We start from the raw sequence: 24424 nt of genomic DNA, 5'->3' as shown, positions 1-24424 counted from the left end.
AAGACCGGTTAACCATCTATTAAGGTTAACAAACTCCGAAATTCAGACAGAAAAACAATGGCTCTATAAGAAAGTGCCGGGAAGAATTGACGACCAGGTTTCGGGATTGTTTGGACAAGCCAGCCGACGGAATCCGCCGCGGATCAGTTGCCCAACTGGCGCTTCGGGTCGGATTGGCCCACCACGGTCAGCTTCCGCGGGTTGCTCGACAGCTTGTTTGCCAGCTCGATGAACGAGCCGTGGGGCATGGGCGTGCCAAAAATGTAACCCTGGATGATATCGGCGCAATTGTTCTCGCTGATCATCTTCAGCTGGTCTTCGGTCTCGACCCCCTCGACAACCACTTCAAGCCCAAGCTCCCGTGCCAGATGGACAACACCGCGCAGCAGCTTCAGCTTCTTCGGATCCTTGGTCAGGTCCCGGACAAAGGATCGGTCGATCTTGACCTTGTTCAGCGGCAGCATGTCGAGATAGCTCAGGCTGGAATAACCTGTGCCGAAGTCGTCGATAGCGATCGACATGCCCATCGAGCGGAGTTCCGTCAGGATCTCCCGGGCGGTCTTCAGATCGTTCATGAGACCGCTTTCGGTTATCTCCAGCTGCAATCGGCCGGGCGCCAGGTTGGCGCGGTCGAGCGCGTCGGCGATAACCGAGATAATTCCACGATCATTGAGGTCGTGGGCCGAAAGGTTGACCGAGACCTGCAGGTTGCCTGGCCAGTTGACCGAGTCCTGGACCGCGCGATCAATGACGCATCGCGTCAGCTCGCTGATGATCCCCATCTCCTCGGCAAGAGGAATATAGACCGCCGGCGATACCGGACCCAATTCCGGATGGATCCAGCGCGACAGGGCTTCAGCGCCGACAATCCGGGTGCCTTGAGGATTGAACATCGGCTGGTAGAACAGGTCCATCGCCCCGGTCCTGATCGCCTCACGGAGGGCAGCCTTCATACCTTGCCGTGCGGAGTAGCGCTGATCCATCGAATCTTCAAACAGGGTCCAGCGGTTCTTGTCGCGGCGTTTGGCTTCGTAAAGGGCAAGATCTGCCTGGATGTGCATTTCCTCTACCTGAACACCGGCAACCGGCGCCATCACGACCCCGCCCGACAGGCTGATGAACAGTTTATGGCCATCAATGATATAGGTGCCGCGCAACGTGTCGATCACGTGGTCCATGGTTGCGTGAAGATCATCAAGGCCGTTTACTTCCGGCAAGAACAGAACGAATTCATCACCGCCGAAGCGCGAGACAACGAATTTCTGTCGCGACAGCGAACGCAGCCTGTTGGCAATCGCATTCAGCAGCTTGTCGCCATTCACGTGGCCCATCGAGTCATTGACATGCTTGAAGTCATCGATGTCGAGAACGGCAAGTGCCAGTTGCTGATCGGGCTTGGCGCTGGCGATCTTGATGCCCACGACTTCCTTGAACCACGACCTGTTGGGCAAGTTGGTCAGGTTGTCAAAACGCGCCATGTGCAGGATGCGTTTCTCGGACTGGATACGCTCAGACACATCTTCAAATATCAGCACCACGCCTTTTTCACCGCGATATCGGGCGCTGAACTCGAGCCAGGTGTTCTTGTCAAAACGCACAAGCGCGCGATCATCGCGTCCGCTGACCAGGCTATCGAGATGCTGGCTGATCTGCCCAAGGTTTTCCTTGGCGATCACGCCGTTTCGCGTTCCAAGCCGCAAAGCCGCCTTCAAGGCGCGGCCGGTCAGATCGGTGTTCTTGTCGATGCTGAAAAATTCCCGCGCCTTCCGGTTGGCAACCTCGATCCGCCCTTCACCATCCAGCATGAAAAGCCCATGCGACATGTTGTTGAGCGCAGTATCGAACCTTTCGGCAATTTCAGCGGTCTTTCGCTCCGCGGTGACAGAGTTGAACAGGAAGTCGCGAACACCATTTGCCATCGAACGCGTCGTCAGGAACAACGGCAGAAGCAGCACCGCGAGAACAATCATGAACGGATCGCGGGCCATGAAAAAGCCGGCCATCATCGGCAGGCAGGCCGCGAGAATGATCATGTCGACATTCAGTTTCGAGCCGAAATTGCGCCCGACCACGGAGATCATGGTGGCAATCGTGACAGAGATCGCAGCAAGTTCCGCAAAAGGATCCTGGGCGACAACCAGCGCATGGCCGCAGACGGTTCCCAGAATGAAGGCGGCAACCAGTGAACCTGCCACATAGCGCTTCTCCCACCGCAGGGTATCGGCCAGCTTGAAAGTGGACTTGTCCTGCCGGTCGAAGCTCAGCATATCGAGCGTACGCGCGAACCAGGTAATGAAAAGGGCCAGAGCGGCATAGAGATAGAACGGATCGTCAATGCGCAGATAGATTGTCATGGTCGTAACAAGATGCGCCACCATGCCAGCAGCCAGCGTACCTCGCTTCTGATAAAGCGAGGCGACAAACGACAGACGCACTTCGTCTGCAAATGATGTGTTGTCTGCCGGCTGCATGAACACAAATCCGTGAATCTGAGACAGCAACCTATCAGGGGGAGATTAAGAACACATTTATCCCGCGTCGATTTTGAGCAACAATCTCAACGAATTGCCGATTCCCTGTTTTAGCTTAACAAGTTAAAAATTAGATATAAGTGAATTGCGAGCAATCCTTATTCCGCGGCAATTGCGGCAAAATCTGGAGATCCAGCAAGAATTGAATTCTTAATATTCTCTTTCTCAGAAAAAACAACTTCATACTTGCGCTTTTTTACATGACCGTAACCTTTGATTTTCATGGGGTAAGACAGAAAATCCGCAATCTGATCAACGTTGTCTTTACGCAAAACATCGGTCATTTGCCGCAATTCCCCGATGAAACCTGACAAGATCTCACGCTCCCAGCGCCGTTCGGCACTGTAACCGAACACGTCAAGTGGCGTGCCGCGCAGAACCTTGAGCGCCGAAAGCACAGGAAACAGCGCCGCCATTCCGCGGCCGAATGAAGACTTTACAGGATGTCCCTTGCTGTCTTTCCGGCCCAGTACCGGCGGCGCCATATGGTATTCCAGCCTGTCATAGCTTTCAAACTGCTTGCCGAGTTGCCGCTTGAAGCTGCCATCGCTGTAGAGCCGCGCCACTTCATACTCGTCCTTGATGGCCATCAATTTGAACAGCGATCGGGCAGCCGCCGCAGATACAGTACCGGCTGCGCCAGACGTCAGTTCTTCGGCTTCAACAAGCGGCTGCAAGGTTTCGCGGTATTTGGTTGCCCAAGCCTTGTTCTGGTACCCCTGCAGAAATTCAGCGCGCCGGTCGATGATCTCGGCAACCGTTTCCTCGACGGCTGCGTCCGACTCGACGAGCTGATCTGAAACAAGCGACTGCACCGACTGAGGATCGTGTGCCGCCTTTCTGCCCCACCGGAACGCGGCGATGTTCATGGCTACCGACTGGCCATTGAGCCGGATGGCTTCCTCGACTGATCCAGGCGTCAGTGGCAATGCGCCCTTTTGCGATGCCATTCCCAGCATGAACATGTTGGCCGCAATCGCATTGCCGAACAGGCGGGTTGCAGCAAGCGTGGCATTGAAGAAACTGGTCTGCTCAGCCCCGGCCGCCTTGACGATCGCCCGCTTCAACCGTTCGGTCGGCAGCGAGAAATCCGCATTGCGGGTGAAATCGCCCGGCATGACTTCGCTGGTGTTGACCAGAAACGCCGTTTCACCTTCACGCACCGAGGTCAGGACCTTGCGCGAACCCGAAACCACCAGATCACACCCGAGCACCAGATCGGCCTTGCCGGCCGAAATCCGGATTGCGTGGATGTCCTCGGGCTTTTTGGCAATGCGGACATGCGAAAACACGGCGCCGCCCTTTTGCGCAAGGCCCGCCATGTCGATCATCCCGCAACCCTTGCCCTCAAGATGCGCCGCCATGCCAAGAATGGCGCCGATCGTAACCACGCCGGTTCCACCGACACCATCAATGATCGAGGCCCATCCCTGGCCCAGCGGGGCAACCACCGGATCCGGCAGGCCTTCCAGCGGATCGGGTGCCGATTTGAGCACCGTGGAGTCCGCCTTGCGAATCCGCCCGCCATGAACGGTGACGAAGGACGGGCAGAACCCTTCAATGCACGAGAAATCCTTGTTGCAGCCGGACTGGTCGATCTTGCGCTTGCGTCCGAACTCGGTTTCGACGGGCTGGATCGACACGCAGTTCGATTTGATGCCGCAATCGCCGCAGCCTTCGCAAACCAGTTCGTTGATGAAGACGCGCTTGTCCGGATCCGGATAGGTGCCGCGCTTCCGGCGGCGGCGCTTTTCGGCCGCACAGGTCTGATCATAGATCAGAACCGTCACACCCGGCACCTCCCGCAACTCGCGCTGCACCGCATCCATCTCCGAACGGTGATGAATGCTCATGGACGAAGGCCATTGAATATCGGCGGGATACCGGTCCGGATCGTCGCTGACGAGCGCAATCCGATCGACCCCTTCGGCCCGGACCTGCCGGGCGATGGCATCGGCTGTCAGTCCGCCTTCATGGGTCTGTCCGCCAGTCATTGCCACGGCATCGTTGTAGAGGATCTTGTAGGTGATGTTGGCGCCCGAGGCGATAGCGAAGCGCAAAGCCAGCACACCGGAATGGTTGTAGGTCCCGTCCCCCAGGTTCTGGAAGATGTGATTGCGCGTCGTGAAGGGCGCCTGCCCCACCCACTGCGCACCCTCGCCACCCATCTGGGTAAAACCGGTCGTGTCCCGGTCCATCCACAACGACATGAAATGGCAGCCGATACCTGCCGCCGCAACCGATCCTTCCGGAACCTTGGTCGATGTATTGTGCGGACAACCGGAACAGAAATACGGCGTCCGCGATGCGACGTCCGACACGCTTGCCAGCATACTCTGGAACTGGCGGATGCGTTTGACCCTGGCATCAATGTCCTCCGCGTAGCCGACGACCTTGAGGATACGCTCTCCGACCGCAACCGCGATGTCGTTGGGATCGAGAGCGCCCTTGACCGGGAACAGCCAATCGCCGCGTTCATCGCGTTTTCCAACCACCACCGGCTGGCGCGCGGTTCCGTAAAGTGCCTCCCGCAACTGGCTTTCCAGCAGCGACCGCTTTTCCTCGACCACGATGACCATATCGAGGCCATCGACAAATTCGGTCATGTCAGCCAGGTCGAAGGGCCAGGGACAGGCAACCTTGTAAAGCCGGACGCCGATCTGGTTGGCGCGTGTTTCATCGATTCCAAGATCATCGAGAGCCTGGCGCACATCCAGATAGTTCTTGCCGACCGTCAGAATGCCGATCCTGGCGTTGGCGCCACCCGAGTAAATGATCCGGTTAAGTCCGTTTGCCCGGATATAGGCACTTGCGGCATCGCGCTTGAATTCGTGCAGCCGCATTTCCTGGCCGAGGAAATCAAGGTCATTGGCCCGGATATTGAGCCCGCCTGGCGGCATCGTGAACTCCGGCAGGATGATCTTGAGGCGACCGAGCCCCGCCTCGACCGACGCGGTGGACTCGACATTGTCCTTGACGCATTTGAGGGCCGCCCACGTTCCCGCGAAACGTGACAAGGCAAACCCATGCAGCCCGTAATCAATCATTTCCTGCACGCCCGCCGGATTGAGAATCGGGATCATCGTGTCGATGAAGTTGAACTCGGTCTGATGGGCGTTGGTCGAGCTTTCCGCCGTGTGGTCGTCCCCCATCAGCGCCAGCACGCCACCGTGACGGGACGATCCAGCCAGATTGGCGTGACGGAAAACGTCGCCCGAACGGTCCACGCCCGGTCCCTTGCCATACCAGAGCGCAAACACGCCATCATATTTGCCGGTTCCGTCCAGGCCCGATTGCTGCGTGCCCCAGCAGGCGGTTGCAGCCAGTTCTTCATTCAGCCCCGGCTGAAAAACGATGTTGTGTTTCGACAGAGGCCTTTGAGCGCGCATGATCTGCTGGTCGAGACCACCCAGTGGCGACCCTCGATAGCCGGACACAAAACCCGCGGTGTTGAGGCCGGCCAGACGGTCCCGCTCCTGTTGCATCATCAGCAAACGAACGACAGCTTGTGATCCGGTGACGAAAATCCGGTCCTTGGACAGGTCAAATTTGTCGTCGAGCGAAACATCATGCGCTGTCATTTGCGGTCTCCTCAAACCATCCCGGTCCGGATCGGAACTGATCCGGAATCGACCACGGACGCTCTCCCAATCCGTGGTCCTTGCCATGATACTTGGGCCAGTCGGAGCGCCGGTCAATAGATTTCATATCTCATACCTGACTGCGCAATCAGATGGTTGGTAACCAGCATGAAACGTAACTATCTGTCGCCGGCAAGGCGCAGCACGACCGATTCAGCGTCCGATCGAATGGCCGCCATCAACCGTGATCGAGCTGCCGGTCATGTAAGCGCTCGCCTTGGACGCAAGCAGCAGCACGATACCATCCAGATCATGCATGTCGCCAAGGCGCCCTGTCGGATTCTGGCCGGCCATGACACCGGCTCCCGCCCCCTTGAGAAAGGGTGCCGTCAGATCGGTTTGAAACCAGCCTGGCCGGATTTCATTGACCCTGATTCCATGCTTGGCCCATTCGAGTGCCAGACAACGCGTCATCTGGCTGACCGCAGCCTTGGATGCGCCATAGGCTGACACCTGGCGCTGCGCCATTTCAGACAAAACGCTTGAGATGTTGATGATCGATCCGCCGCGTCCATCGCGAACCATGCGCCGGGCGACCTCCTGCGCCACCATGAACGCGCCTTCCACGTTGACGGCCATGACATTGCGAAACGTCTCGCGCGTCAGGTGGGTCGCTTTGTCGCGATGCGCGATGCCCGCATTGTTTATCAGTACGCTGACCGGCCCGAGCGTGGCCTCGATGCTGTCAAAAGCCGTGCGGATCATGTCGTCCTGACGCACGTCCATCGCCACGGAAATGGCTTGACCGCCCAATGCCGCAATCGTGTTCACGCCTGCTTGCAGGCTGTCTGGATCATTGCCTGCGAGGACCAGTTTCGCGCCGTTGGCAGCGAGGGACTTGGCCATGGCGAGCCCCATTCCGGTCCCGCCGCCGGTAACCAGCACAATTTCGTTCGAAACATCAAACAGCTCGTTTGCCCGCACCATCGACCTCTTTTTACTATGTGGAACAAGGGGTATAGCCGCAGTCACGGGCTAACGCCACCATCAGCAAGTCGGCTGACTGGTAAAAAAAATGCACCACTCGTTGCGCTAGATGCCTTTTTCCTGATATGGGCTGGCGCAACATCATGCAAATGATATGGATGGTGCAAAACGGGAACGACGGTTGATCACACTCCTTGGAAACGGAGGTGAAATGGCCAGGAGGGCAATATGGGTAGTCTTTTGGCATTGAGCCGGTTTATCGACCGGGTCAATGAGTTTGTCGGACGCAATGTGTCCTGGCTGGTGCTGGCTGCCGTGCTGATCAGCGCCGGAAATGCCACAATCCGCAAAGTGTTCGACATGTCGTCGAATGCCTGGCTGGAGGTCCAGTGGTACCTGTTCGGCGCGGTTTTCATGCTCGCCGCAGGCTACACGCTGCGCAAGAACGAACATGTCCGCATTGACGTGCTGGCCGGCAATCTTTCCAAGCGAACGCGTGACTGGATCGACCTGTTTGGCCACTTCCTGTTCCTGCTTCCGTTCTGCCTGATGATGACCTATCTGGCCTGGCCGTTCTTCTGGCGCTCGTTCCAGTCCGGCGAAATGTCGAGCAACGCCGGTGGACTTATCATCTGGCCGGCCAAGGCAAGCATCCTTCTCGGCTTCATCCTGCTGACAGCGCAGGCTGTCTCCGAAATCATCAAGCGCATCGCCATTATCCGGGGTCTGCTTGAAGAAGAGGCCGGCCATGATCATTCCATGCCACCGCAGGTCGAGGCTGCCGCTGAAATGAAGGGTGGCAACAATGCTTGATCTCATTGCCCACAATCTTGCACCGATCATGTTCATCACCGTCATGGCGATGCTGCTGATCGGCTACCCGGTTGCCTTCACCCTTGCCGCCGGCGGCATGTACTTCTTTGTCGTTGGCGTTGAACTCAGCCATATCTCTCCGGAAATCCGGCTGTTCTGGCCCCTGGCACAGGCGAACATGAACCGCGTCTTCGACGTCATGCGCAACGACACGCTACTGGCGATTCCGTTCTTCACCTTCATGGGGCTGATCCTGGAACGCTCGCGCATGGCCGAAGACCTGCTTGACACCATTGGCCAGCTCTTCGGAACCCTCCGCGGCGGCCTTGCCTTTGCCGTTGTCATCGTAGGCGCACTGCTTGCGGCCACCACGGGTGTCGTGGCGGCCTCCGTCATCGCCATGGGCCTGATCTCGCTGCCGATCATGATGCGCTACAATTACCATCCGGGCCTCGCGGCAGGCACGATAGCGGCATCTGGTACGCTGGCGCAGATCATTCCGCCCTCTCTCGTCCTCATCGTCATGGCCGACCAGCTTGGCCGGTCGGTTGGCGACATGTATGTCGGCGCCTTTTTCCCAGCGATGATCATCGTCGGCATGTATTGCGCCTACATTTTCGCCATTACCCTGATCAAGCCGCAATGGGTGCCTGCCCTGCCGCCCGAGGCGCGTCCGCTCGGCAATGGCGGCGCCTCGCTCTACATCATCATCGGCCTGGCAATCGCGCTGTTCTTCATCTGCGATCTCTTTGTCTTTGATGAGTTGCGCTATGAAACGCGGGTGGTCTGGTCCGCCTTGGTTGCCACGATCATCCCCTATGCCTTTGCCCTGCTCAATCGCGCTAGGAATCTGGGATACCTATCCAAGATGGCCGAGCAGGTCGTGATCGTTCTGATCCCGCCGCTTGCGCTGATCTTTCTGGTTCTCGGAACGATCTTCCTCGGCATCGCGACACCGACCGAAGGCGGCGCGATGGGAGCCACCGGCGCACTGATCATGTCGATCATGAAAGGCCGGCTCGACAGGAAGACGCTTCTCCAGGCACTCGATTCCACTGCCAAGCTTGCGACCTTCGTGATGTTCATCCTGATCGGCGCGCGCGTTTTCGCGCTCACGTTCTACGGCATCTCCGGTGACCGCTGGGTGGAAGAGCTTCTGCTGGCCCTGCCCGGCGGAGAGACCGGGTTCCTGATCACCGTCTCGGTCGTCGTCTTCATCCTGGGCTGCTTCCTCGATTTCTTCGAGATCGCCTTCATCATGGTGCCGTTGCTGGCGCCGGTTGCCGAGAAGCTGGGTATCGATTTGATCTGGTTTGGCGTGCTGCTCGGATTCAACCTGCAGGCCAGCTTCCTGACCCCGCCCTTTGGATTTGCCCTGTTTTACCTGCGATCGGTAGCGCCGATCAAAGCCTGGCATGATGAAACGACGGATCGCATGATCGAGCCAATTTCGACCAAATCGATCTACACCGGAACTCTGCCCTTTATCATCATCCAGATCGTCATGCTCGGTATTCTGATCGCCTTCCCGGGTCTTGTAACGCACTACAAGACCGATCCGGTGATCATGGATCAGGGCGACATCAACCAGGAGATCAACAACATCGGCGGCGGCGGATTTGGTCTGCCCGGCTCGGGCCTGAGCCTCGATGGCGGCCTCACCCTTCCTGGCGCACCGGGTCTTGGAGAACCCGGCAATGGCATGCCGGCCATGCCGAGCTTCGGAGCCCCTGCGGAACCGACCGAAGGCAGTGCCCTGCCCGCTCCGACCGGCTTGCCTGCTCCGGGCGGTGCATCCGGGCTCCCCAAGTTCGATTAAGTGACAGGTGCTAGGGGCGTGTCGCGCTCAATTGGATGCGCGGCGCTGTAGGGCGGTTTGAGCCCGTCCTGAACCCTTTCCTGTAACACCAGACCCGGCGGCCCTTCCGCCGGGTTTTTTCATGGGCCGTGACCGACGCCACCGGATGGTAAAGCCATCGTATTTGGCGGCGAGTGAAGCCTCCCTCCCGCTGTCTCACCGATCGCGTATTCCGGATGGCATGGTCTGGTCCGGCGCCAACGCTTACCAGGCATGTCCCAGGCAATGCCGCATTTTCGGCAAACCGATTGGATTCGGATTGAGGTTTCCGAAGCTTAGGTAAGACGCTCCTCCGTAGACGTCCGCACCGACCGGAAACGTCCGCCCGCAAAAAAGCCCCGGAACCTTTCAGTTCCGGGGCCTTGAAGGCTTTGCGTGGAACGGGGTCGCTTAGAGCTTGCCGCCGCGCTGCTGGATCATCATGAAGGTGTCCATGTTGTACTCGGACAGCTGGAACCAGAGGTAGCCGTCGCCGCGATATCCCATGTAGCTGTCATGGATCTTCTTGAACATGGCGTTCTCGGCGCCGATCTCGGCATAGACCTTGTTGGCTGCGGCAAAGCAGGCTTCCAGGATCTCGAGGCTGTAGGGGCGCAGCTTGGTGCCTTCCGACACAAGCTTCTTCAGAGCCGGGGGATTGAGCGTGTCGTAACGCGCCATCATCACGCTGTTGGCGAGAGCGGAAGCCGACTTGACAACGCCCTTGTAGGCGCTCGGCAGTTCGTTCCACTTGTCCAGGTTGATCAGGTTCATCAGCGTCACGCCGCCTTCCCACCAGCCGGGATAGTAGTAGTAAGGAGCAACCTTGTTGAAGCCCAGCTTGGAGTCATCGTAAGGACCGACAAACTCGGCCGCATCAATGGTGCCCTTTTCAAGCGCGGCATAGATGTCGCCGCCAGGAATGTTCTGCGGCACGACGCCAACTTCCTGGATGATCCGGCCGCCGAAGCCGCCGATGCGAAACTTCAGACCCTGCATGTCGGCCACGGTGTTGATTTCCTTGCGGAACCAACCGCCCATCTGGGCGCCGGTGTTGCCGGCCGGGAATGCAATCATGTTGTTGCCGGCATAGAATTCGTTGAGCAGTTCAAGCCCGCCGCCTTCATAGAGCCAGCCATTGGTCATGCGCTGGTTGAGGCCGAACGGAACGCCGGTTCCGAATGCCCAGGTCGGGTCCTTGCCGAAGAAGTAGTACGAGGCGGTGTGAGCCACTTCGATGGTTCCGTCGCGAACCGCGTCAGCGCCTTCAAGTGCGCCAACGATTTCGCCAGCGCCGTAGACCTGGATTTCGAAATTGCCGTCAGTGGCCTCGGAAACGGCCTGCGCGAACACTTCGGCGGCGCCATAGATGGTGTCGAGCGCCTTCGGGAAACCCGAAGAGCAACGCCATGTGACTTTCGGCATTGTCTGTGCAATGGCCGGAGCGGCCAGGGTTGTTGCGGCTGCAGCGCCTGCGCCGGCTACCCCAGCCTTTTTGATAAAGGAACGACGATCCATAAAAACCTCCCAGTTGAAGTAACGCCGCGAGGCAAGGGATTAGTTTACCATTTGCACCCCAGCGACATGCATCTGACCTAACCATGTTGCGGCAGGCCTTTCAAGCGAAAGAGGGCGATTTCAGCCACAATGGTCAATTTTTCTTGCCAGTTGCAGACCCAGCAAATTCGAGTAAAAATAATCATAATTTTCATGCCTCAATCGGAAGTCGGCGGAATTGACAAAAATGCCGCGAACCGCAAAAACCGCTGACTTGGCGTCGCGGGAATGCGGCTGGGAAAATCAAGGGAATTGGGCGATGCACAGTGGACTAGTCGCAATACCGGCAGATATCCGCGAATTCGAAGGATACACTTGGCACGCAGCCCCTGACCAGTACATCATGGCTGCGGTGAAAGGATCGAATGTCCTGCCGCTTGTTGTGCCCGCACTGACGGAAGGAACGGATGTCGACATGGTGCTGGACCGCGTCGACGGTGTGCTGATCAGCGGGTCACGGTCAAATGTCCATCCATCCAACTATGGAGAAGAGGAGACCGAACATCACGGCCCTTTTGATCCCGCTCGTGACCAGCTCAGCCTGCCGCTCATCCGCCGGGCCATTGAACGCGGCATCCCGTTGTTGGCCATCTGCCGCGGTATCCAGGAGCTCAACGTCGCGCTCGGCGGCTCGCTTGCAACCGAGATCCAGGAGCTTCCGGGGCGGATGGACCATCGCAAGCCCCAAACCGAAGACAGGGACGTGGCGTTTGCCATCCGCCATACAATCCAGGTCAGGGAAGGAAGTTGTCTCGCATCCATCGTCGGGCATGGTGAGGTGAAAGTGAATTCGCTTCACCGCCAGGCCATTTCGGAACTGGCGCCCCGGCTGGCGGTGGAAGCGGTGGCCGAAGACGGAACCATCGAGGCTGTCAGCGTTATCGGCGCACCCGGCTTTGCCATTGGCGTGCAGTGGCACCCTGAATACTGGGTCGGCAGCGACGAGATCTCCGACAAGATTTTCGCGGCCTTCGGCGATGCGGTCCGTGCCCGCCACGCTCTTCCGGCGGCAGCCGCCGAGTGAGGCAAGATGCTTCACCGGCTTCCACAACATTTCTGAAGTGGAAGCCGGATGAAGTAACGACAAGCCTCTATGGTCAATTCATACCCGAGCGCCTGCAACCGGCCCGTCAGGACGCGTCCCGGTCAAAACCAGCGCATTCGGGAACCGCAGTAAGCGCCGGCCGGCCAGCCAGCCAGGCTTCCAGGTTGTCCACGACCAGATCCGCCATCGCGTTGCGCGTGGACACGGAGGCCGATGCCACATGCGGCAGCAGGCAGGCGTTCGGCAGGTCCATCAGCGCCTGCGGTACATGCGGCTCATGGGCAAACACATCAAGCCCGGCCGCGGCGATCCTGCGGTCCGTTAGCGCCGCGATCAGCGCCGGTTCGTCAATCGTGGAACCGCGCCCGACGCTGATCAGCACGCCCTGCGGGCCGAGCGCATCCAGAACCTCGGCGTTCACCACTCCTTCGGTCGCCGCACCGCCCGGGACAATCACGACCAGCGTGTCGACCGCGGATGCCAGATCGATAAGGCGCGGGTGCCAGGGATAGGCCACATCCTGCCGCTTGTTCCGCGTGTGATAGTGGATCGGCAAACCGAATGCTTCCAGCCGCCGTGCGATCGCAAGACCGATCCGTCCCAGCCCGAAGATACCCACAGTCCGGCCCCTCAGGCTCAGGGATGTCAGCGGGTAAGCTCCGTTGCTTTCCCATTTGCCGGCACGAAGGTAAGCCTCGGCTTTCGGAAGTTCGCGCACTGTGTTGAGCAGCAATCCGACGGTGGTATCCGCGACTTCCTCCGAAAGCACATCGGGTGTGTTCGTCACCATCACCTGGCGTGTTGCTGCATGAGCCGCGTCAACGGCGTCGTAGCCCACACCAAAATTTGCAATCACTTCCAGGTTCGGCAATGAATCGATGAAATCCGCTGAAATCGCCGTTGCGGCCGCCAGGCCGCGGATCCGTGCGCGGGCATCCTCGTCCAGAAGCGCAGGGTTCGCGGCGTCGATCGAAATGGCTTCGAATTCGGCCTCGACCCGCTGCCTGACCCGGGGATGGACCTTGCCGGCAAGAAGAACGGTTGGACGTGAAGTGTTCATCGGCCTGCTCCTGGATTGAGTGGCGAGGTGGATTGCCGGATCCGCATTTCCGGTTTTATCAGGTGAAGTCCGTCGGCCTCGCTTGACCCGTTGAGCTTGTCGAGCAGAGCCCGCGCAGCAAAACGGCCCACTTCCGATTGTCCATTCCAGACAGTGGTCAGCGCCGGCGTGGCGATGGCCGCTTCCTCGAGATCGTCATAACCAGTCACAGAGATATCCTTTCCGGGCACAAGCCCCGCACGTGCAATGCCGTTCATCAACCCGATGGCGACCAGATCGTTCCAGCAGACCGCTGCAGTCGGCTTCAAGGGATTGGCGAGAAAATTCACCGCCGCTTCAAAGCCGCTCTGCTTGGTTCGCGGCCCGGGTATCCGCAGTTGCGAATCCACCTCGATGCCGGCCTTTTTCAACGCATTGGCGTATCCCGCATAGCGGTCACGGCCAGTCGAGGTGTGATCCGTACCGCCGATCATGGCGATGCGGGTGTGCCCGAGGCTGATCAGATGATTGGTCGCAAGCGCGGTTCCGTAAGCATCGTCGCCGCGGAAGGTGGGCACATCAATTTCCGGCACCGAGCGGGCAATCAGGATCGCCGGCATGCCGTTGTCCTCGGCCAGCCTGATATCGGACGCTGGCGTACCGATCGCCGGCGACATGATCACGCCGTCCCCGCCCAGCTGCAGCAGCGTCTCGATGAAGTTGCGCTGCTTGTCGACCGAATCATAGTGGTTGGAGAGAATGAAGGTCTGCCGGCTTCTATCGAGTTCCGTCTCGATGGCCTTGAGAATTTCGGCATAGAACGGGTTCATGATGTCATGCACGACCACCCCGATGATGCCCGACCGCGACGTTCTGAGCGAGGCCGCGCGCCGGTTGTAGATATAACCGAGCTCGATGGCCTTTTCCTTGATGCGGTCTCGCGTCACATCCGCAACCAGTGGACTGTCGCGCAATGCGAGAGAAACGGTCGCGGTCGAAAGCCCAAGGGCCTCTGCAATCGTTGAAAGCTTGATCTTCTGCGCCAAATTCCGGTTCCCCTTGACGGAGCACACCGCTCCGATTCAAACAATTAAACAAATCTAAAAGGTTTAAACCGGACTGGCAATCAGGCAGCGTCCTCTCCTGCATTTCCGTCAGCCGACGGCTCTTCGGTCAATGGCACCTCTGCATCGGCGGCCTCGGCGGAGTCGGAAGCCGAAACGGCGGCCGGTCGCAGCGTATCCGAGATATTCGCATCCACAGCCGTAAGAAGCCTGAGAAGTTCCGCAACTTCCTTCTTCTTGAGGCCGGCGAAGGCCGCCTTCTCGGTCTTTCGCTGGGATTTCCTAATTGACTTGATCTGATCCCACCCCGCTTCGGTCAGAAACACCAGCATCATCCGGCCGTCGTCGGGCGAGCCTTCACGCCGCAGAAAGCCCTGAGCGGCAAGGCGGCCTATGGTCTTGGTGATTGTCGGCGCCTTCACTCCGAGCGAAACGGCGATGGCGCCTGGAGTCTGGCCGTCCCTGGCATCGAGCGCCAGCATGACGCCATCCTGTCCGGCATAGAGCCCCAGATCCAGCAGGTGACGGGATAGCGCGGTCCGTGCATTGCGCGCCACCTGGGTGATCATCGACAGCGCTTCGGCGTGGTCGCCCTTTTTCGGCTTCTGGCTCCTGTTCTTCTTTTTGGCGGACATGGACAGCTCCTTCTTGCGGCCTTGTTTCCATCACCCTACGGTTCAGACACTAATGATGCCTGATCGGAATAACCACCCTATGCCCCCACAACCCGTACCGATTGCGATACTCCCTCTGGGTGCTCATGAGCAGCATGGTCCGCACCTGCCGTTCGAGACCGATTCAATGATTGCTCAACAGGTGGCCGAGCGGCTTTGCGACGCAGCCCCCGCCGCAATCAAGCCCGAACTCCTGCCGGTCGAATCAATCGGCTATTCTATCGAGCACATGGATGTGTCAGGTACGCGAACGCTTGGCTTTGATGAAGCGGTCAACCGCTGGACCGGTATTGCCGGGGACTGCGCTGCGCGCGGCGTTCGGCGGCTGATGCTGCTCAATGCGCATGGCGGCAACTCCCCGCTGCTGACCATTGTCGCCACCGAGGCGCGGGTCCGGTTCAACATGCTGGTGGTCGCGACAAGCTGGACCCGGTTTGGCATTCCGGCCCACATCGTCGCCCCCGAAGACAAGGCCTACGACATCCATGCCGGCGACATCGAGACCTCGGTGATGCTGGCCATCCGCCCTGATATCGTGCGCCTCGACGCTGTTCAGGATTTCCCATCCCGTCAGGCGGACTACGCCAGACGTTTCAAGCATTTGCGCGCCTATGGCCCGCACGCGTTCGGGTGGAAGATGTCCGATCTCAATCCGCAAGGCGCGGCAGGCAAGGCCAGCAGGGCAACCGCGCAGAAAGGTGAGGCATTGCTTGCGCATGCAGTGAACGGGCTGGCGGAATTGCTCGCCGACATGGCCGCGTTCGACGTTGACGAGTTCAACTAAGGCTGCTGAGGTGCAGGCTGTTCGATTGCCGAGACGGCCTCGCCCATGGTTTGAATTGCGCAGGCGCTCTCTGGTTGCCGGATAACGCCGCTTTACGGCTCGGAAAGTACGGAGCATTGAGCATGATCGAAACCGACATCCTTGTGATTGGCGCCGGCTTGGCGGGACTGACGCTGGCACGGGAGCTTTCCACCCTGGGCAACAAGGTCCTGCTCCTCGAAAAATCCAAGTCTCCGGGCGGCCGCCTCTCAACCCGCCGCAGCGATTTCGGCGGTTTCGATCACGGGGCTCAGTACCTGACCAGCCGCACCGCTGGATTCACGGCATTGCTCAACGATCTTTCGCAAAACGGAAAACTGGCTCCCTGGAACCCGGATGGGAAGGACAGCGCCCGGCCCTGGTGGGTAGGCAAGCCAGGAATGTCCGAAATTGGCCAGGCCATGGCCCGTGATCTCGGCATTCAATACGACACCAGGGTGACCGGGATTGTGAAGCAGGGCCAAAAGTTCCTGGTCCACACCGATTACCGCTCGGAACCCGGGCCGGACTATTTGACGTCGAGACTTGTCGCGGCGATCCCCGCGCCGCAGGCCCTGGAACTGCTCACTCCGCTTGATCCCGCTTTCGTGCGATTGAAAAAGGTCGCCATGGCCCCTTGCTGGTCCGCCATGCTGGCATTCGACACCCGTCTGGCGGGAATTCCGGACCTGATCCGCGGCCAGCAAGCCGACGTGCTGTCGCTGATTGCGCGCAACAGCTCAAAACCCGCAAGAACCGGCGAAACCTTTATCCTTCATGCAGCACCGCAATGGAGCCGTGAACATGTGGAAGGCGAACACGAAGCAGTTAAGTCCGCAATGATCAACGCCATGCGCGAGCAGACCAGACTTGGCGGAAGCCTGCCCGATCCGGCGCACTTCGCGGTTCATCGCTGGCTCTATGCCCTGGTGGAAACGCCGTTGGATCAGCCCTTTCTCGGCAACCCCGAGAACACCTTGTTTGCCTGTGGAGACTGGTGCATCGACGGCCGCGCCGAGGCGGCACATCAATCCGGAGAGGCTCTGGCCCGGCACATCATGTCCTTGTGAGTGGCATAAGCCGTGCGAAACGCCTATATGGGGTCCAACACTCCTTCCTGACTGAGAGATCCGATGAGCGAAGCGCCAGTATCCAGCCCCGTGGCCCCCATCCCCGTGACCGTCCTGACCGGCTATCTCGGTGCCGGAAAGACCACCCTGCTCAACCGCATCCTTTCCGAACCCCATGGCAAGCGCTACGCGGTGATCGTCAACGAATTCGGCGAAATCGGCATCGACAATGACCTGATCGTCGAATCCGACGAGGAAATCTACGAGATGAACAATGGCTGCGTCTGCTGCACCGTGCGCGGCGACCTGATCCGCGTCGTCGAAGGGCTGATGCGCCGCCCCGGCCGGTTTGACGCCATCATCGTCGAGACAACCGGATTGGCCGACCCGGTGCCTGTCGCCCAGACTTTCTTCATGGATGATGATGTCCGCGCCAAGACCCGGCTCGATGCCGTCGTCGCGCTCGTGGACGCAAGGCATCTGCCGGCAAGACTCAAGGACAGCCGCGAAGCCGAGGACCAGATCGCCTTTGCCGACGTTGTGATCCTGAACAAGACCGATCTGGTGAGCCCCGAAGAGCTCGAGGCGGTGGAACGCACCGTGCGGGCAATCAATCCATCGGCCCGGATTCACCGCACCGAACGAGCCGCGGTAGCGCTTGACGCCGTGCTTGACCGGGGGGCGTTCGACCTCAGCCGCGCGCTTGAGAACGATCCGCATTTCCTCGATCATGACCACCCCGACCATGCCTGCGGCCCGGATTGCGATCACGACCATCATCATCACGATCATGCCCATGACCATCACGGTCACGGCCATGATCACCATGACCACGCGGCTCCCTCCGACATCCACGATCTGACGATCCAGTCGGTTTCGTTGCGCGCAGGACCTGTCAATCCGCAGCGGTTTTTTCCCTGGATCGAAAAGATCACCCAGCTGGAAGGCCCCAACATTCTCAGGCTCAAGGGAATCATCGCGTTCGAAGGAGACGATGACCGCTATGTCATCCAGGGCGTGCACATGATTGTCGAGGGTGACCATCAGCGGCCATGGAAGGAGGGCGAAAAGCGCGAAAGCCGCATCGTCTTCATCGGCCGGGATCTTGATCGCGAGAAGCTCGAGCGAACCTTCCTCGCCTGCCAAGCCTGAGGGACGCCCTGTCATGCCGACTGTCGCGCCGATAGATCTCGACGACCATTGCCTTGCCGCTGCGTTTCTGGACGATGTTCCGGTTTTTGCGCTGGCCTCAGGACAGGTGGTCCGTCTCGACCATGGAACCCAACACCACGACCTGCACGACGGTCTGCTTGCCACTGCGGTCAGCTGGGACGGCAAGAGCCTGGTGACCGGCGGCGAGGACGGCAAGGTTATGCGGCTCGATGCCGATGGAACAGAGACCACACTTCGCGCGCCGGCCCGCAAATGGGTGAGTGCCGTGGCCGCGGGACCACAGGGCGCGGTGGCCTTTGCCGACGGGCGGACGGCAACGGTGCTTCTTTCTGACGGAACTGAGCGGAGCTTCGAGGAAGCCCGCACCATCGAGGGGCTTGCCTTTGCGCCCAAGGGGCTGCGCCTGGCAATGGCGCGCTACAACGGCGTCTCGCTCGTCTTCGTCCAGGGCAGCGCCCCGGCTCTCGATTTCGAGTGGAAGGGCGCCCACAACCAGGTGACTTTCAGCCCCGACGGGCGGTTTCTGGTCACCGCCATGCAGGAAAACGCGCTGCATGGATGGAAACTCGACGGCAAGCCCGGCGGTGAACAGCGTCACATGCGCATGACCGGCTATCCGGCCAAGATCAAGTCCCTGTCCTGGTCGAACAAGGGCAAATGGCTCGCCTCGTCGGGAGCATCCTCGGCGATCGTCTGGCCTTTCTCCGGCAAGGACGGACCGATGGGCAAGGCCCCGCTGGAACTCGGCCAGCGCGCCGACACCATGGTGACATGCGTTGCATGCCACCCGGCGGAAGATCTTGTCGCCATCGGGTTCGGCGACGGCATGGTGCTTGCCGTCCGCATTGCCGACAGCAAGGAAGCCCTGCTGCGTCGGCCCGGCAAGGGGCCGGTCACGGCCATGGCCTGGAACCGGCCAGGCCGCCTGCTCGCGTTTGGATCGCAAGCAGGCGATTGTGGCGTTGTCGACATTGCGGGTTAACCCCCGGTCAGGACCAGGACAGTTCCAGCTGCGGACGGCCGTTGGATGTGCGGGCATGGCTGACGCCATCCTTGCCGATGACGCCGTTGACCCGCTTCCGGAAAGCCGAGAAGCTGTCGAATGTGACCACGTCGACGGCTTCATCCAGATCCAGCGACACCCGGAAATTTCCCGGAGCCGAGGTGATCGCCTGAATGCCGACCACGCGCGCTGAAAATGGCTGCCCGAGATAGGCGCCGGTGACCCGGGCGCCCGGAACAAGACTTTCCGGCCCGGGGCGGTTGCCCAGCGCCGCATGCAGCGTGTTCCAGTCGTTGAACCCGTATTGTGCGGCGATCAGCTCCAGTGCCTTGGAATGACCAATGGTGTCTCCATTGGCTTCAAGGCGTGTTCTCAGGCGGCGCGCCTGATCCTTCAATGTACCAAGATTTGGCAGTGGCGTGGAATCACGCATGGCAGTTCTCCTGTCATGACATGCCTTACAGTTGGGGGTGTCCGCATTCCACCGTCTGGCATGTCATCAAGAAAGGTGACTGCTCGAAAGCTGGAGACTTCACCATGGCTCACGCCTGCGGACGGCCGGGGCTCCAGACCCGAAGACGCCCAGATAGGGATCCCGGCGCACAATGTCAATCGACAGCGAAACAGCGGGGGCCCAAGGCCCCGAATAGAATCTTTCGGAGACTTCCCGCCTGATTGGGAACCATTCAGGTCTCCGTGCGTTGGCAAACTGAAAACGCAAGGAGAAAACATGCCCCGAGACACGATTCCCAGCCAGTTTTCGTCAACCCGGCGCCATGTTCTCCTCGGTGGGTCCGCCGTCGCCCTGGCCGCCTTTGCGCAATGGCCCGGCAGCGCTTCCGCTGCGGAACTCGATCCCGAGAATTTTCTTGCCCTCTCAAAACAATTGACACGACACGACGACCTTTCCAGTGACATCGCAACCGCCATGCTTGAAGCCTTCAAGGCAACCGGCAAGGCGGACGAGCTCTCCGCACTTGCGGATGGAGCTGACAATCAGGAGCTTGCCAACGCGGTAGTGGCGGCCTGGTACAGCGGTGTCTCACCCGACCCCGACAGCGGCGAAGTCCTGACCTACACGGATGCACTGATGTGGCAGGCGATGAGTTTCACCAAGCCGATGGGCTACTGCGGCGGAGAGATGGGTTACTGGGCCGAACCTCCGGCGGGTTGACCAACACATCTTCACCGCAAGTTATTTTGACCACCGGGAGCCAGTTTTATGGCCAATGACATCACTGCAGACGTATTGATTATCGGAACCGGCGTGGCGGGAGCCATTGCTGGCGCAAAACTCGCGGCCAAGGGCCTGAGCGTAGCCTTCCTCGAGTCCGGAAAGCGCATCGAGCGCTACGATGCTGTGGAGAAGTTCTGGAACGCGAAGATCAAGGTTCCCGAATCGCCCTATCCGAACGATCCGGAAGCCCCGCACCCCCTCACTCACCGGATCGAGGACTTCTACCAGCAGCAAGGGCCCGAGCTGTTCAAGTCAACCTATATCAAGGTCGTGGGCGGAACCACCTGGCATTGGCTGGGGACGACCCTGCGCAACCTTCCTTCAGACTTCAAGATGAAAACGCTCTACGGTCATGCAGTGGACTGGCCGATCGGTTACGACGATCTTGAGCCGTTCTATCTGGCCGCAGAGAACGAGATCGGCGTGGCCGGCAACTCAGATGAAGACCTCGGCTCACCTCGATCCGGCGACTTCCCGATGCCGAACATTCCAATGACCTATCTCGACAAGCACTTTGCCTCCGCACTGGAGGGGACACGCTACCATGTGCGGTCCACGCCCCAGGGGCGCAACTCGGTCTACCGCGAGGACCGGCCTGAATGTTGCGGCAACAATTCCTGCATCCCGATATGCCCGATCCAGGCCAAGTACGACGCAACGGTTCATGTCGCCCAGGCCGAAAACGCCGGCGCCCAGATTCATTCGGAAACCACCGCTACCCGGCTGAATGTCGGCAATGACGGAAAGATCGCATCCGTCGATTTCCGGCGCGCCGATGGCAGCACCGGAACTGCTTCCGGCAAGATCGTGATCGTCGCCGCACATGCTGTTGAAACGCCCCGGCTGTTACTGAACTCGGCCCAGGAAAATGCCCCCAACGGCGTTGCCAACAGCTCCGATCAGGTTGGGCGCAACCTCATGGATCACCCCACGCGGCTCAGTTGGGCCGAAGCGGCCGAGCCCGTGTTTCCATATCGTGGCCCGCTCTCGACCTCGGGAATTGAAAATCTCCGCGATGGCGATTTCCGCAGGGAACGCGGCGCATTCCGCATCGAGATCGGCAATGACGGGCACAGCTGGCCGACAGGCGCACCGACCAGCACCGCCGCGGATCTTGCCGCTCAGGGTTTGCGCGGCGAGGAACTGGACGCGGCTCTCAAGGACGCCGCCTCACGGCAGATCCGGCTGGCCTCACTGGTGGAACAGTCGCCAAGTGCCGAAAACCGCGTAACTCTCGACCCGGAAAAGAAAGACGCCAACGGCGTTCCCCTGCCGCGGATCCACTACGACTTCGACGACTACACCCGCAAGGGTCTCGAGGCTGCCGAAAAAGCCCATGACGAGGTCTTCCAGGCCTTGGGCGCAAAGAACGTCCGGCACTCTCCCGACATCCAGGGGGCAGGCCATATCATCGGCACAGTCAGGATGGGCGCCGACGCTTCGAGTGCCGTCGTCGATTCCGACCAGCGCAGTTTCGACCATCCGAACCTGTTCCTGCTTGGATCAGGCACCTTTCCGACCTCAGCGACGGCGAACCCGACGCTGACGATCGCCGCACTGGCGCTGCGGTCCGTCAACGCAATCGCCGCCTCGGCCAAGTAGCAGGAGGGCGTTCAGGCGGGACCGGAGACTGAGTGGCCATTTTCGCGGGGTTCCCCTATTCTGCTTCGACAGAACAGCTGAAGGGAGCGAGGCCATCGCCCATCTCCGATTGATATCGGCAGCCTTGTTCCTTGGATCGCTTTGCAGCCAGGGCACCGCCCAGGATCTCAACTTCAAGGACCTGCCGGGCGCTGTTCAGCAAACCAGCTCGGCGGTCGATTTCAAGGATAGCGGGAACGCTGAAGCGCCGGATTGCACCACGGCATTCGAGCGCTACGGCACAGAAAGCAATGCGCCGCAACGTGTCTACAAGTGCCGCAAGGGCAATATCACCATAGCCCGTGACAAGCCTCCCGAGGGATACTGACGCGCGGTTCTGTCAGGCAGCCTGCAGCTGTGCGGCTTTGTCCCGGGCGACCCGGCGCGAAAGTCGCTGGCCCGAAGCCTCGAGCAAACCTGCCGGCAGGTCGAGATAGCCCGACTTGAGTTCGAGGCCCAGAAAACGATCTCGTTCGACCGGACCCGGCATGATCAGCGCGCCGGTCGTTTCGGCTGTAAATCCGAACCGCCGGTAGTAAGGCGCATCGCCCACCAGAATGATGGCGCCATGGCCCTGTACTTTCGCCCGGGTGATGGCATGCCGCATCAGCGCGGAGCCGACACCCTTCCCCTCGATCGAGGCGTCGACAGCGAGCGGGCCGAGGAGGAGCAATGATTTGCCACCTGCCGCAACATCCCAAAGCCGCACACTGCCGATGACCTGCCTGGGCCCGTTGCGCGCGACAAATGCGAGCTCGGCCGAAGGCAGCCTGCCGCGGCGGAGTTTCTCGGAACTCTTCCGCCGCCGGCCCGGACCCATCGCGCGATCAAGCAGGGCTTCACGCGCCAGAACATCGCCTTCAGCTTCATCCTCGATGACAAAGCTTGTTTCACTGAAAATCATGAGATCGGATGTCATCGGCGGATCCTCGGCCACGGCACCATGAAAACGGGACACAGTTGCCCCTCCGCAAGCACTGCATGCACGCGGAAGGGCTGATCTGAACGGAAAAATCCGTTCAGATCACGTAGGATCGGAGAGGTTCGAAGCCGTTGAAGGCAACCGCCGAATAGGTCGTGGTGTACGCACCGGTGCCTTCGATCAACACCTCGTCACCGATGGTCAGCGAAACCGGCATCGGATAGGGGGTCTTCTCGTAGAGCACGTCGGCGGAATCGCAGGTCGGGCCGGCGAGCACGCAGGGCTCCATCGCGTCGCCATCGCGCGCAGTCACGATCGAATAGCGGATGGCTTCATCCATCGTTTCAGCCAGCCCGCCGAACTTGCCGATGTCGAGAAACACCCAGCGCACGTCATCCTCGTCGGACTTGCGCGACACCAGCACCACTTCCGCCTTGATGGCGCCGGCATTGCCGACCATGCCGCGACCCGGCTCGATGATGGTTTCGGGCAGCTGGTTGCCGAAATGCTTGCGCAGCGAGGCAAAGATCGACTGTCCGTAGGCCTGTGCGGTCGGAATGTCCTTGAGGTAACGGGTCGGGAAGCCGCCGCCCATGTTGACCATCTTGAGGAAGATGCCCTGCTGCGCCAGCTTGTCGAACACGCGCTTTGCGTCGCCGAGCGCTGAATCCCAGGCATCGAGCTTGGTCATCTGCGAGCCGACATGGAACGAGACGCCGTGGGAGACCAGGCCGAGCTGGTGGGCATAGACGAGCACATCGACAGCCATCTGCGGAACGCAGCCGAACTTGCGCGAAAGCGGCCACTCGGCGCCTTCTCCGTCGGTCAGGACCCGGCAGAACACCCGTGCGCCGGGGGCGGCGCGAGCGATCTTTTCGACTTCCTCGTGGCTGTCGACGGCAAACATCGAAACGCCAAGTGCATGGGCACGCGCAATGTCGCGTTCTTTCTTGATGGTGTTGCCATAGGAAACCCGGTTGGCGGTTGCACCGGCCTTGAGCGCCATTTCGATTTCGGCCACGGAAGCGCAATCGAAGTTAGAACCCAGGTTGGCAAGCAAGCGCAGGATTTCCGGCGCGGGGTTGGCTTTCACCGCATAGAAGATCGCGCTGTCCGGCAATGCCTTGCGGAATGACTGGAAATTGTCGCGCACCACATCGAGGTCGACCACCAGGCAGGGGCCGTCAGGACGTCGGGTGCGAATGAAATCGAGAATGCGTGCAGTCGTCATCGGGTGCTCCGTTCCCGGCCCTTTTCGGGCCATATCTAGACAGAGCATCGTACGGCCACTTGCAGACCCGGCCTTTGGAGGAACCGGAGCACTGAGTGTACGCTTGATGCGTCGGTAAACCACGCCGGTCAGGGCGTTGGTTCGCTCTTGTCTGCCTTGGATTGGAGGGAGAACCCGACCGCACTTCCGGCAATGAAGGTGTGCCTCTTCAGTAACC

At 59.9% G+C, this 24424-nt stretch carries 20 protein-coding genes; 10 read left to right on the top strand and 10 right to left on the bottom strand.

Annotation, left to right across the window (positions count from 1 at the left end):
- Nucleotides 1-143 precede the first annotated feature (143 nt).
- The 3 genes from O4H62_RS23620 to O4H62_RS23610 all read right to left on the bottom strand — a co-directional run bounded on the left by O4H62_RS23620 (nt 144) and on the right by O4H62_RS23610 (nt 7096).
- Nucleotides 144-2471 carry a putative bifunctional diguanylate cyclase/phosphodiesterase gene (locus tag O4H62_RS23620; RefSeq protein ID WP_269391335.1) on the bottom strand — a complete coding sequence of 776 codons (2328 nt, stop codon included), beginning with the start codon at nt 2469-2471 and terminating at the stop codon, nt 144-146.
- Between the two features lie 158 nt (nt 2472-2629).
- Nucleotides 2630-6112 (bottom strand): indolepyruvate ferredoxin oxidoreductase family protein, encoded by a 3483-nt coding sequence (locus O4H62_RS23615; protein ID WP_269391334.1) that lies wholly within the window; start codon nt 6110-6112, stop codon nt 2630-2632.
- Between the two features lie 213 nt (nt 6113-6325).
- A complete protein-coding gene (locus O4H62_RS23610) occupies nt 6326-7096 on the bottom strand; it encodes an SDR family NAD(P)-dependent oxidoreductase (protein WP_331284484.1) in 771 nt (256 codons plus the stop codon).
- A 231-nt stretch (nt 7097-7327) separates the two neighbouring features.
- On the opposite strand from O4H62_RS23610, the gene O4H62_RS23605 reads away from it, so the two are divergent.
- Together O4H62_RS23605 and O4H62_RS23600 are read left to right on the top strand one after the other, a co-directional pair.
- Nucleotides 7328-7912: a TRAP transporter small permease subunit gene (locus O4H62_RS23605; protein WP_269391332.1), complete on the top strand. Its 585-nt coding sequence runs from the start codon at nt 7328-7330 to the stop codon at nt 7910-7912.
- The gene (locus O4H62_RS23600; protein WP_269391331.1) at nt 7905-9731 is read left to right on the top strand and encodes a TRAP transporter large permease; all 1827 of its coding nucleotides are present in this window, start codon (nt 7905-7907) and stop codon (nt 9729-9731) included. The genes O4H62_RS23605 and O4H62_RS23600 overlap by 8 nt, the downstream gene beginning before the upstream one ends.
- Before the next feature lie 429 nt (nt 9732-10160).
- Here O4H62_RS23600 and O4H62_RS23595 read toward each other — a convergent pair whose 3' ends face one another.
- Entirely contained in the window at nt 10161-11267 is a 1107-nt protein-coding gene (locus O4H62_RS23595) for a TRAP transporter substrate-binding protein (protein ID WP_269391330.1), read from the bottom strand.
- Nucleotides 11268-11565: 298 nt separating this feature from the next.
- Here O4H62_RS23595 and O4H62_RS23590 point away from each other — a divergent pair, with 298 nt between their 5' ends.
- Complete coding sequence (locus O4H62_RS23590) at nt 11566-12330, top strand: gamma-glutamyl-gamma-aminobutyrate hydrolase family protein (RefSeq protein ID WP_269391329.1); 765 nt, start codon at nt 11566-11568, stop codon at nt 12328-12330.
- A gap of 106 nt (nt 12331-12436) precedes the next feature.
- Here O4H62_RS23590 and O4H62_RS23585 read toward each other — a convergent pair whose 3' ends face one another.
- The 3 genes from O4H62_RS23585 to O4H62_RS23575 form a co-directional block, all read right to left on the bottom strand.
- Nucleotides 12437-13411 (bottom strand): 2-hydroxyacid dehydrogenase, encoded by a 975-nt coding sequence (locus O4H62_RS23585; RefSeq protein WP_269391328.1) that lies wholly within the window; start codon nt 13409-13411, stop codon nt 12437-12439.
- Nucleotides 13408-14436: a LacI family DNA-binding transcriptional regulator gene (locus tag O4H62_RS23580; protein WP_269391327.1), complete on the bottom strand. Its 1029-nt coding sequence runs from the start codon at nt 14434-14436 to the stop codon at nt 13408-13410. Before O4H62_RS23580 ends, O4H62_RS23585 begins: the two co-directional genes overlap by 4 nt.
- Before the next feature lie 80 nt (nt 14437-14516).
- Entirely contained in the window at nt 14517-15089 is a 573-nt protein-coding gene (locus O4H62_RS23575; RefSeq protein WP_269391326.1) for a MarR family winged helix-turn-helix transcriptional regulator, read from the bottom strand.
- Nucleotides 15090-15141: 52 nt separating this feature from the next.
- On the opposite strand from O4H62_RS23575, the gene O4H62_RS23570 reads away from it, so the two are divergent.
- The 4 genes from O4H62_RS23570 (at nt 15142) to O4H62_RS23555 (ending at nt 19155) form a co-directional block, all read left to right on the top strand.
- Nucleotides 15142-15912, top strand: coding sequence for a creatininase family protein (locus O4H62_RS23570; protein WP_269391362.1), 771 nt, complete (start codon nt 15142-15144; stop codon nt 15910-15912).
- A 122-nt stretch (nt 15913-16034) separates the two neighbouring features.
- Nucleotides 16035-17000 carry an NAD(P)/FAD-dependent oxidoreductase gene (locus tag O4H62_RS23565; RefSeq protein ID WP_269391325.1) on the top strand — a complete coding sequence of 322 codons (966 nt, stop codon included), beginning with the start codon at nt 16035-16037 and terminating at the stop codon, nt 16998-17000.
- A gap of 63 nt (nt 17001-17063) precedes the next feature.
- The gene (locus O4H62_RS23560) at nt 17064-18152 is read left to right on the top strand and encodes a CobW family GTP-binding protein (protein ID WP_269391324.1); all 1089 of its coding nucleotides are present in this window, start codon (nt 17064-17066) and stop codon (nt 18150-18152) included.
- Nucleotides 18153-18165: 13 nt separating this feature from the next.
- Entirely contained in the window at nt 18166-19155 is a 990-nt protein-coding gene (locus O4H62_RS23555) for a WD40 repeat domain-containing protein (protein WP_269391323.1), read from the top strand.
- Between the two features lie 7 nt (nt 19156-19162).
- On the opposite strand, the gene O4H62_RS23550 is transcribed toward O4H62_RS23555, so the two are convergent.
- Complete coding sequence (locus tag O4H62_RS23550; protein ID WP_269391322.1) at nt 19163-19609, bottom strand: glyoxalase superfamily protein; 447 nt, start codon at nt 19607-19609, stop codon at nt 19163-19165.
- 297 nt (nt 19610-19906) lie between these two features.
- Between O4H62_RS23550 and O4H62_RS23545 the strand changes: the two genes are divergently transcribed.
- The 3 genes from O4H62_RS23545 (at nt 19907) to O4H62_RS23535 (ending at nt 22382) form a co-directional block, all read left to right on the top strand.
- Complete coding sequence (locus tag O4H62_RS23545) at nt 19907-20350, top strand: sugar dehydrogenase complex small subunit (RefSeq protein WP_269391321.1); 444 nt, start codon at nt 19907-19909, stop codon at nt 20348-20350.
- A gap of 48 nt (nt 20351-20398) precedes the next feature.
- Nucleotides 20399-22015 carry a GMC family oxidoreductase gene (locus O4H62_RS23540; protein ID WP_269391320.1) on the top strand — a complete coding sequence of 539 codons (1617 nt, stop codon included), beginning with the start codon at nt 20399-20401 and terminating at the stop codon, nt 22013-22015.
- A 124-nt stretch (nt 22016-22139) separates the two neighbouring features.
- Complete coding sequence (locus O4H62_RS23535; protein WP_269391319.1) at nt 22140-22382, top strand: hypothetical protein; 243 nt, start codon at nt 22140-22142, stop codon at nt 22380-22382.
- Nucleotides 22383-22394: 12 nt separating this feature from the next.
- On the opposite strand, the gene O4H62_RS23530 is transcribed toward O4H62_RS23535, so the two are convergent.
- A complete protein-coding gene (locus tag O4H62_RS23530; RefSeq protein ID WP_269391318.1) occupies nt 22395-22973 on the bottom strand; it encodes a GNAT family N-acetyltransferase in 579 nt (192 codons plus the stop codon).
- Nucleotides 22974-23073: 100 nt separating this feature from the next.
- A complete protein-coding gene (gene odc2, locus O4H62_RS23525) occupies nt 23074-24207 on the bottom strand; it encodes an ornithine/lysine decarboxylase (protein ID WP_269391317.1) in 1134 nt (377 codons plus the stop codon).
- Between the last annotated feature and the right edge of the window lie 217 nt (nt 24208-24424).

Origin of the sequence: Parahoeflea alexandrii, from assembly GCF_027214025.1 — a bacterium.
In the GTDB taxonomy this organism is placed as follows: domain Bacteria; phylum Pseudomonadota; class Alphaproteobacteria; order Rhizobiales; family Rhizobiaceae; genus Hoeflea; species Hoeflea alexandrii_A.
This window is presented reverse-complemented; position numbering and strand designations above follow the sequence as displayed.

Excerpts from the sequence above, each read along its gene's own strand:
- O4H62_RS23615 (WP_269391334.1), bottom strand. The coding sequence starts at position 6,112 with ATGACAGCGCATGATGTTTCGCTCGACGACAAATTTGACCTGTCCAAG.
- O4H62_RS23600 (WP_269391331.1), top strand. The coding sequence starts at position 7,905 with ATGCTTGATCTCATTGCCCACAATCTTGCACCGATCATGTTCATCACC.
- odc2 (WP_269391317.1), bottom strand. The coding sequence starts at position 24,207 with ATGACGACTGCACGCATTCTCGATTTCATTCGCACCCGACGTCCTGAC.
- O4H62_RS23560 (WP_269391324.1), top strand. The coding sequence starts at position 17,064 with ATGAGCGAAGCGCCAGTATCCAGCCCCGTGGCCCCCATCCCCGTGACC.
- O4H62_RS23575 (WP_269391326.1), bottom strand. The coding sequence starts at position 15,089 with ATGTCCGCCAAAAAGAAGAACAGGAGCCAGAAGCCGAAAAAGGGCGAC.
- O4H62_RS23550 (WP_269391322.1), bottom strand. The coding sequence starts at position 19,609 with ATGCGTGATTCCACGCCACTGCCAAATCTTGGTACATTGAAGGATCAG.
- O4H62_RS23540 (WP_269391320.1), top strand. The coding sequence starts at position 20,399 with ATGGCCAATGACATCACTGCAGACGTATTGATTATCGGAACCGGCGTG.
- O4H62_RS23605 (WP_269391332.1), top strand. The coding sequence starts at position 7,328 with ATGGGTAGTCTTTTGGCATTGAGCCGGTTTATCGACCGGGTCAATGAG.
- O4H62_RS23620 (WP_269391335.1), bottom strand. The coding sequence starts at position 2,471 with ATGCAGCCGGCAGACAACACATCATTTGCAGACGAAGTGCGTCTGTCG.
- O4H62_RS23530 (WP_269391318.1), bottom strand. The coding sequence starts at position 22,973 with ATGACATCCGATCTCATGATTTTCAGTGAAACAAGCTTTGTCATCGAG.
- O4H62_RS23545 (WP_269391321.1), top strand. The coding sequence starts at position 19,907 with ATGCCCCGAGACACGATTCCCAGCCAGTTTTCGTCAACCCGGCGCCAT.
- O4H62_RS23565 (WP_269391325.1), top strand. The coding sequence starts at position 16,035 with ATGATCGAAACCGACATCCTTGTGATTGGCGCCGGCTTGGCGGGACTG.
- O4H62_RS23595 (WP_269391330.1), bottom strand. The coding sequence starts at position 11,267 with ATGGATCGTCGTTCCTTTATCAAAAAGGCTGGGGTAGCCGGCGCAGGC.
- O4H62_RS23555 (WP_269391323.1), top strand. The coding sequence starts at position 18,166 with ATGCCGACTGTCGCGCCGATAGATCTCGACGACCATTGCCTTGCCGCT.
- O4H62_RS23585 (WP_269391328.1), bottom strand. The coding sequence starts at position 13,411 with ATGAACACTTCACGTCCAACCGTTCTTCTTGCCGGCAAGGTCCATCCC.
- O4H62_RS23570 (WP_269391362.1), top strand. The coding sequence starts at position 15,142 with ATGATGCCTGATCGGAATAACCACCCTATGCCCCCACAACCCGTACCG.
- O4H62_RS23590 (WP_269391329.1), top strand. The coding sequence starts at position 11,566 with ATGCACAGTGGACTAGTCGCAATACCGGCAGATATCCGCGAATTCGAA.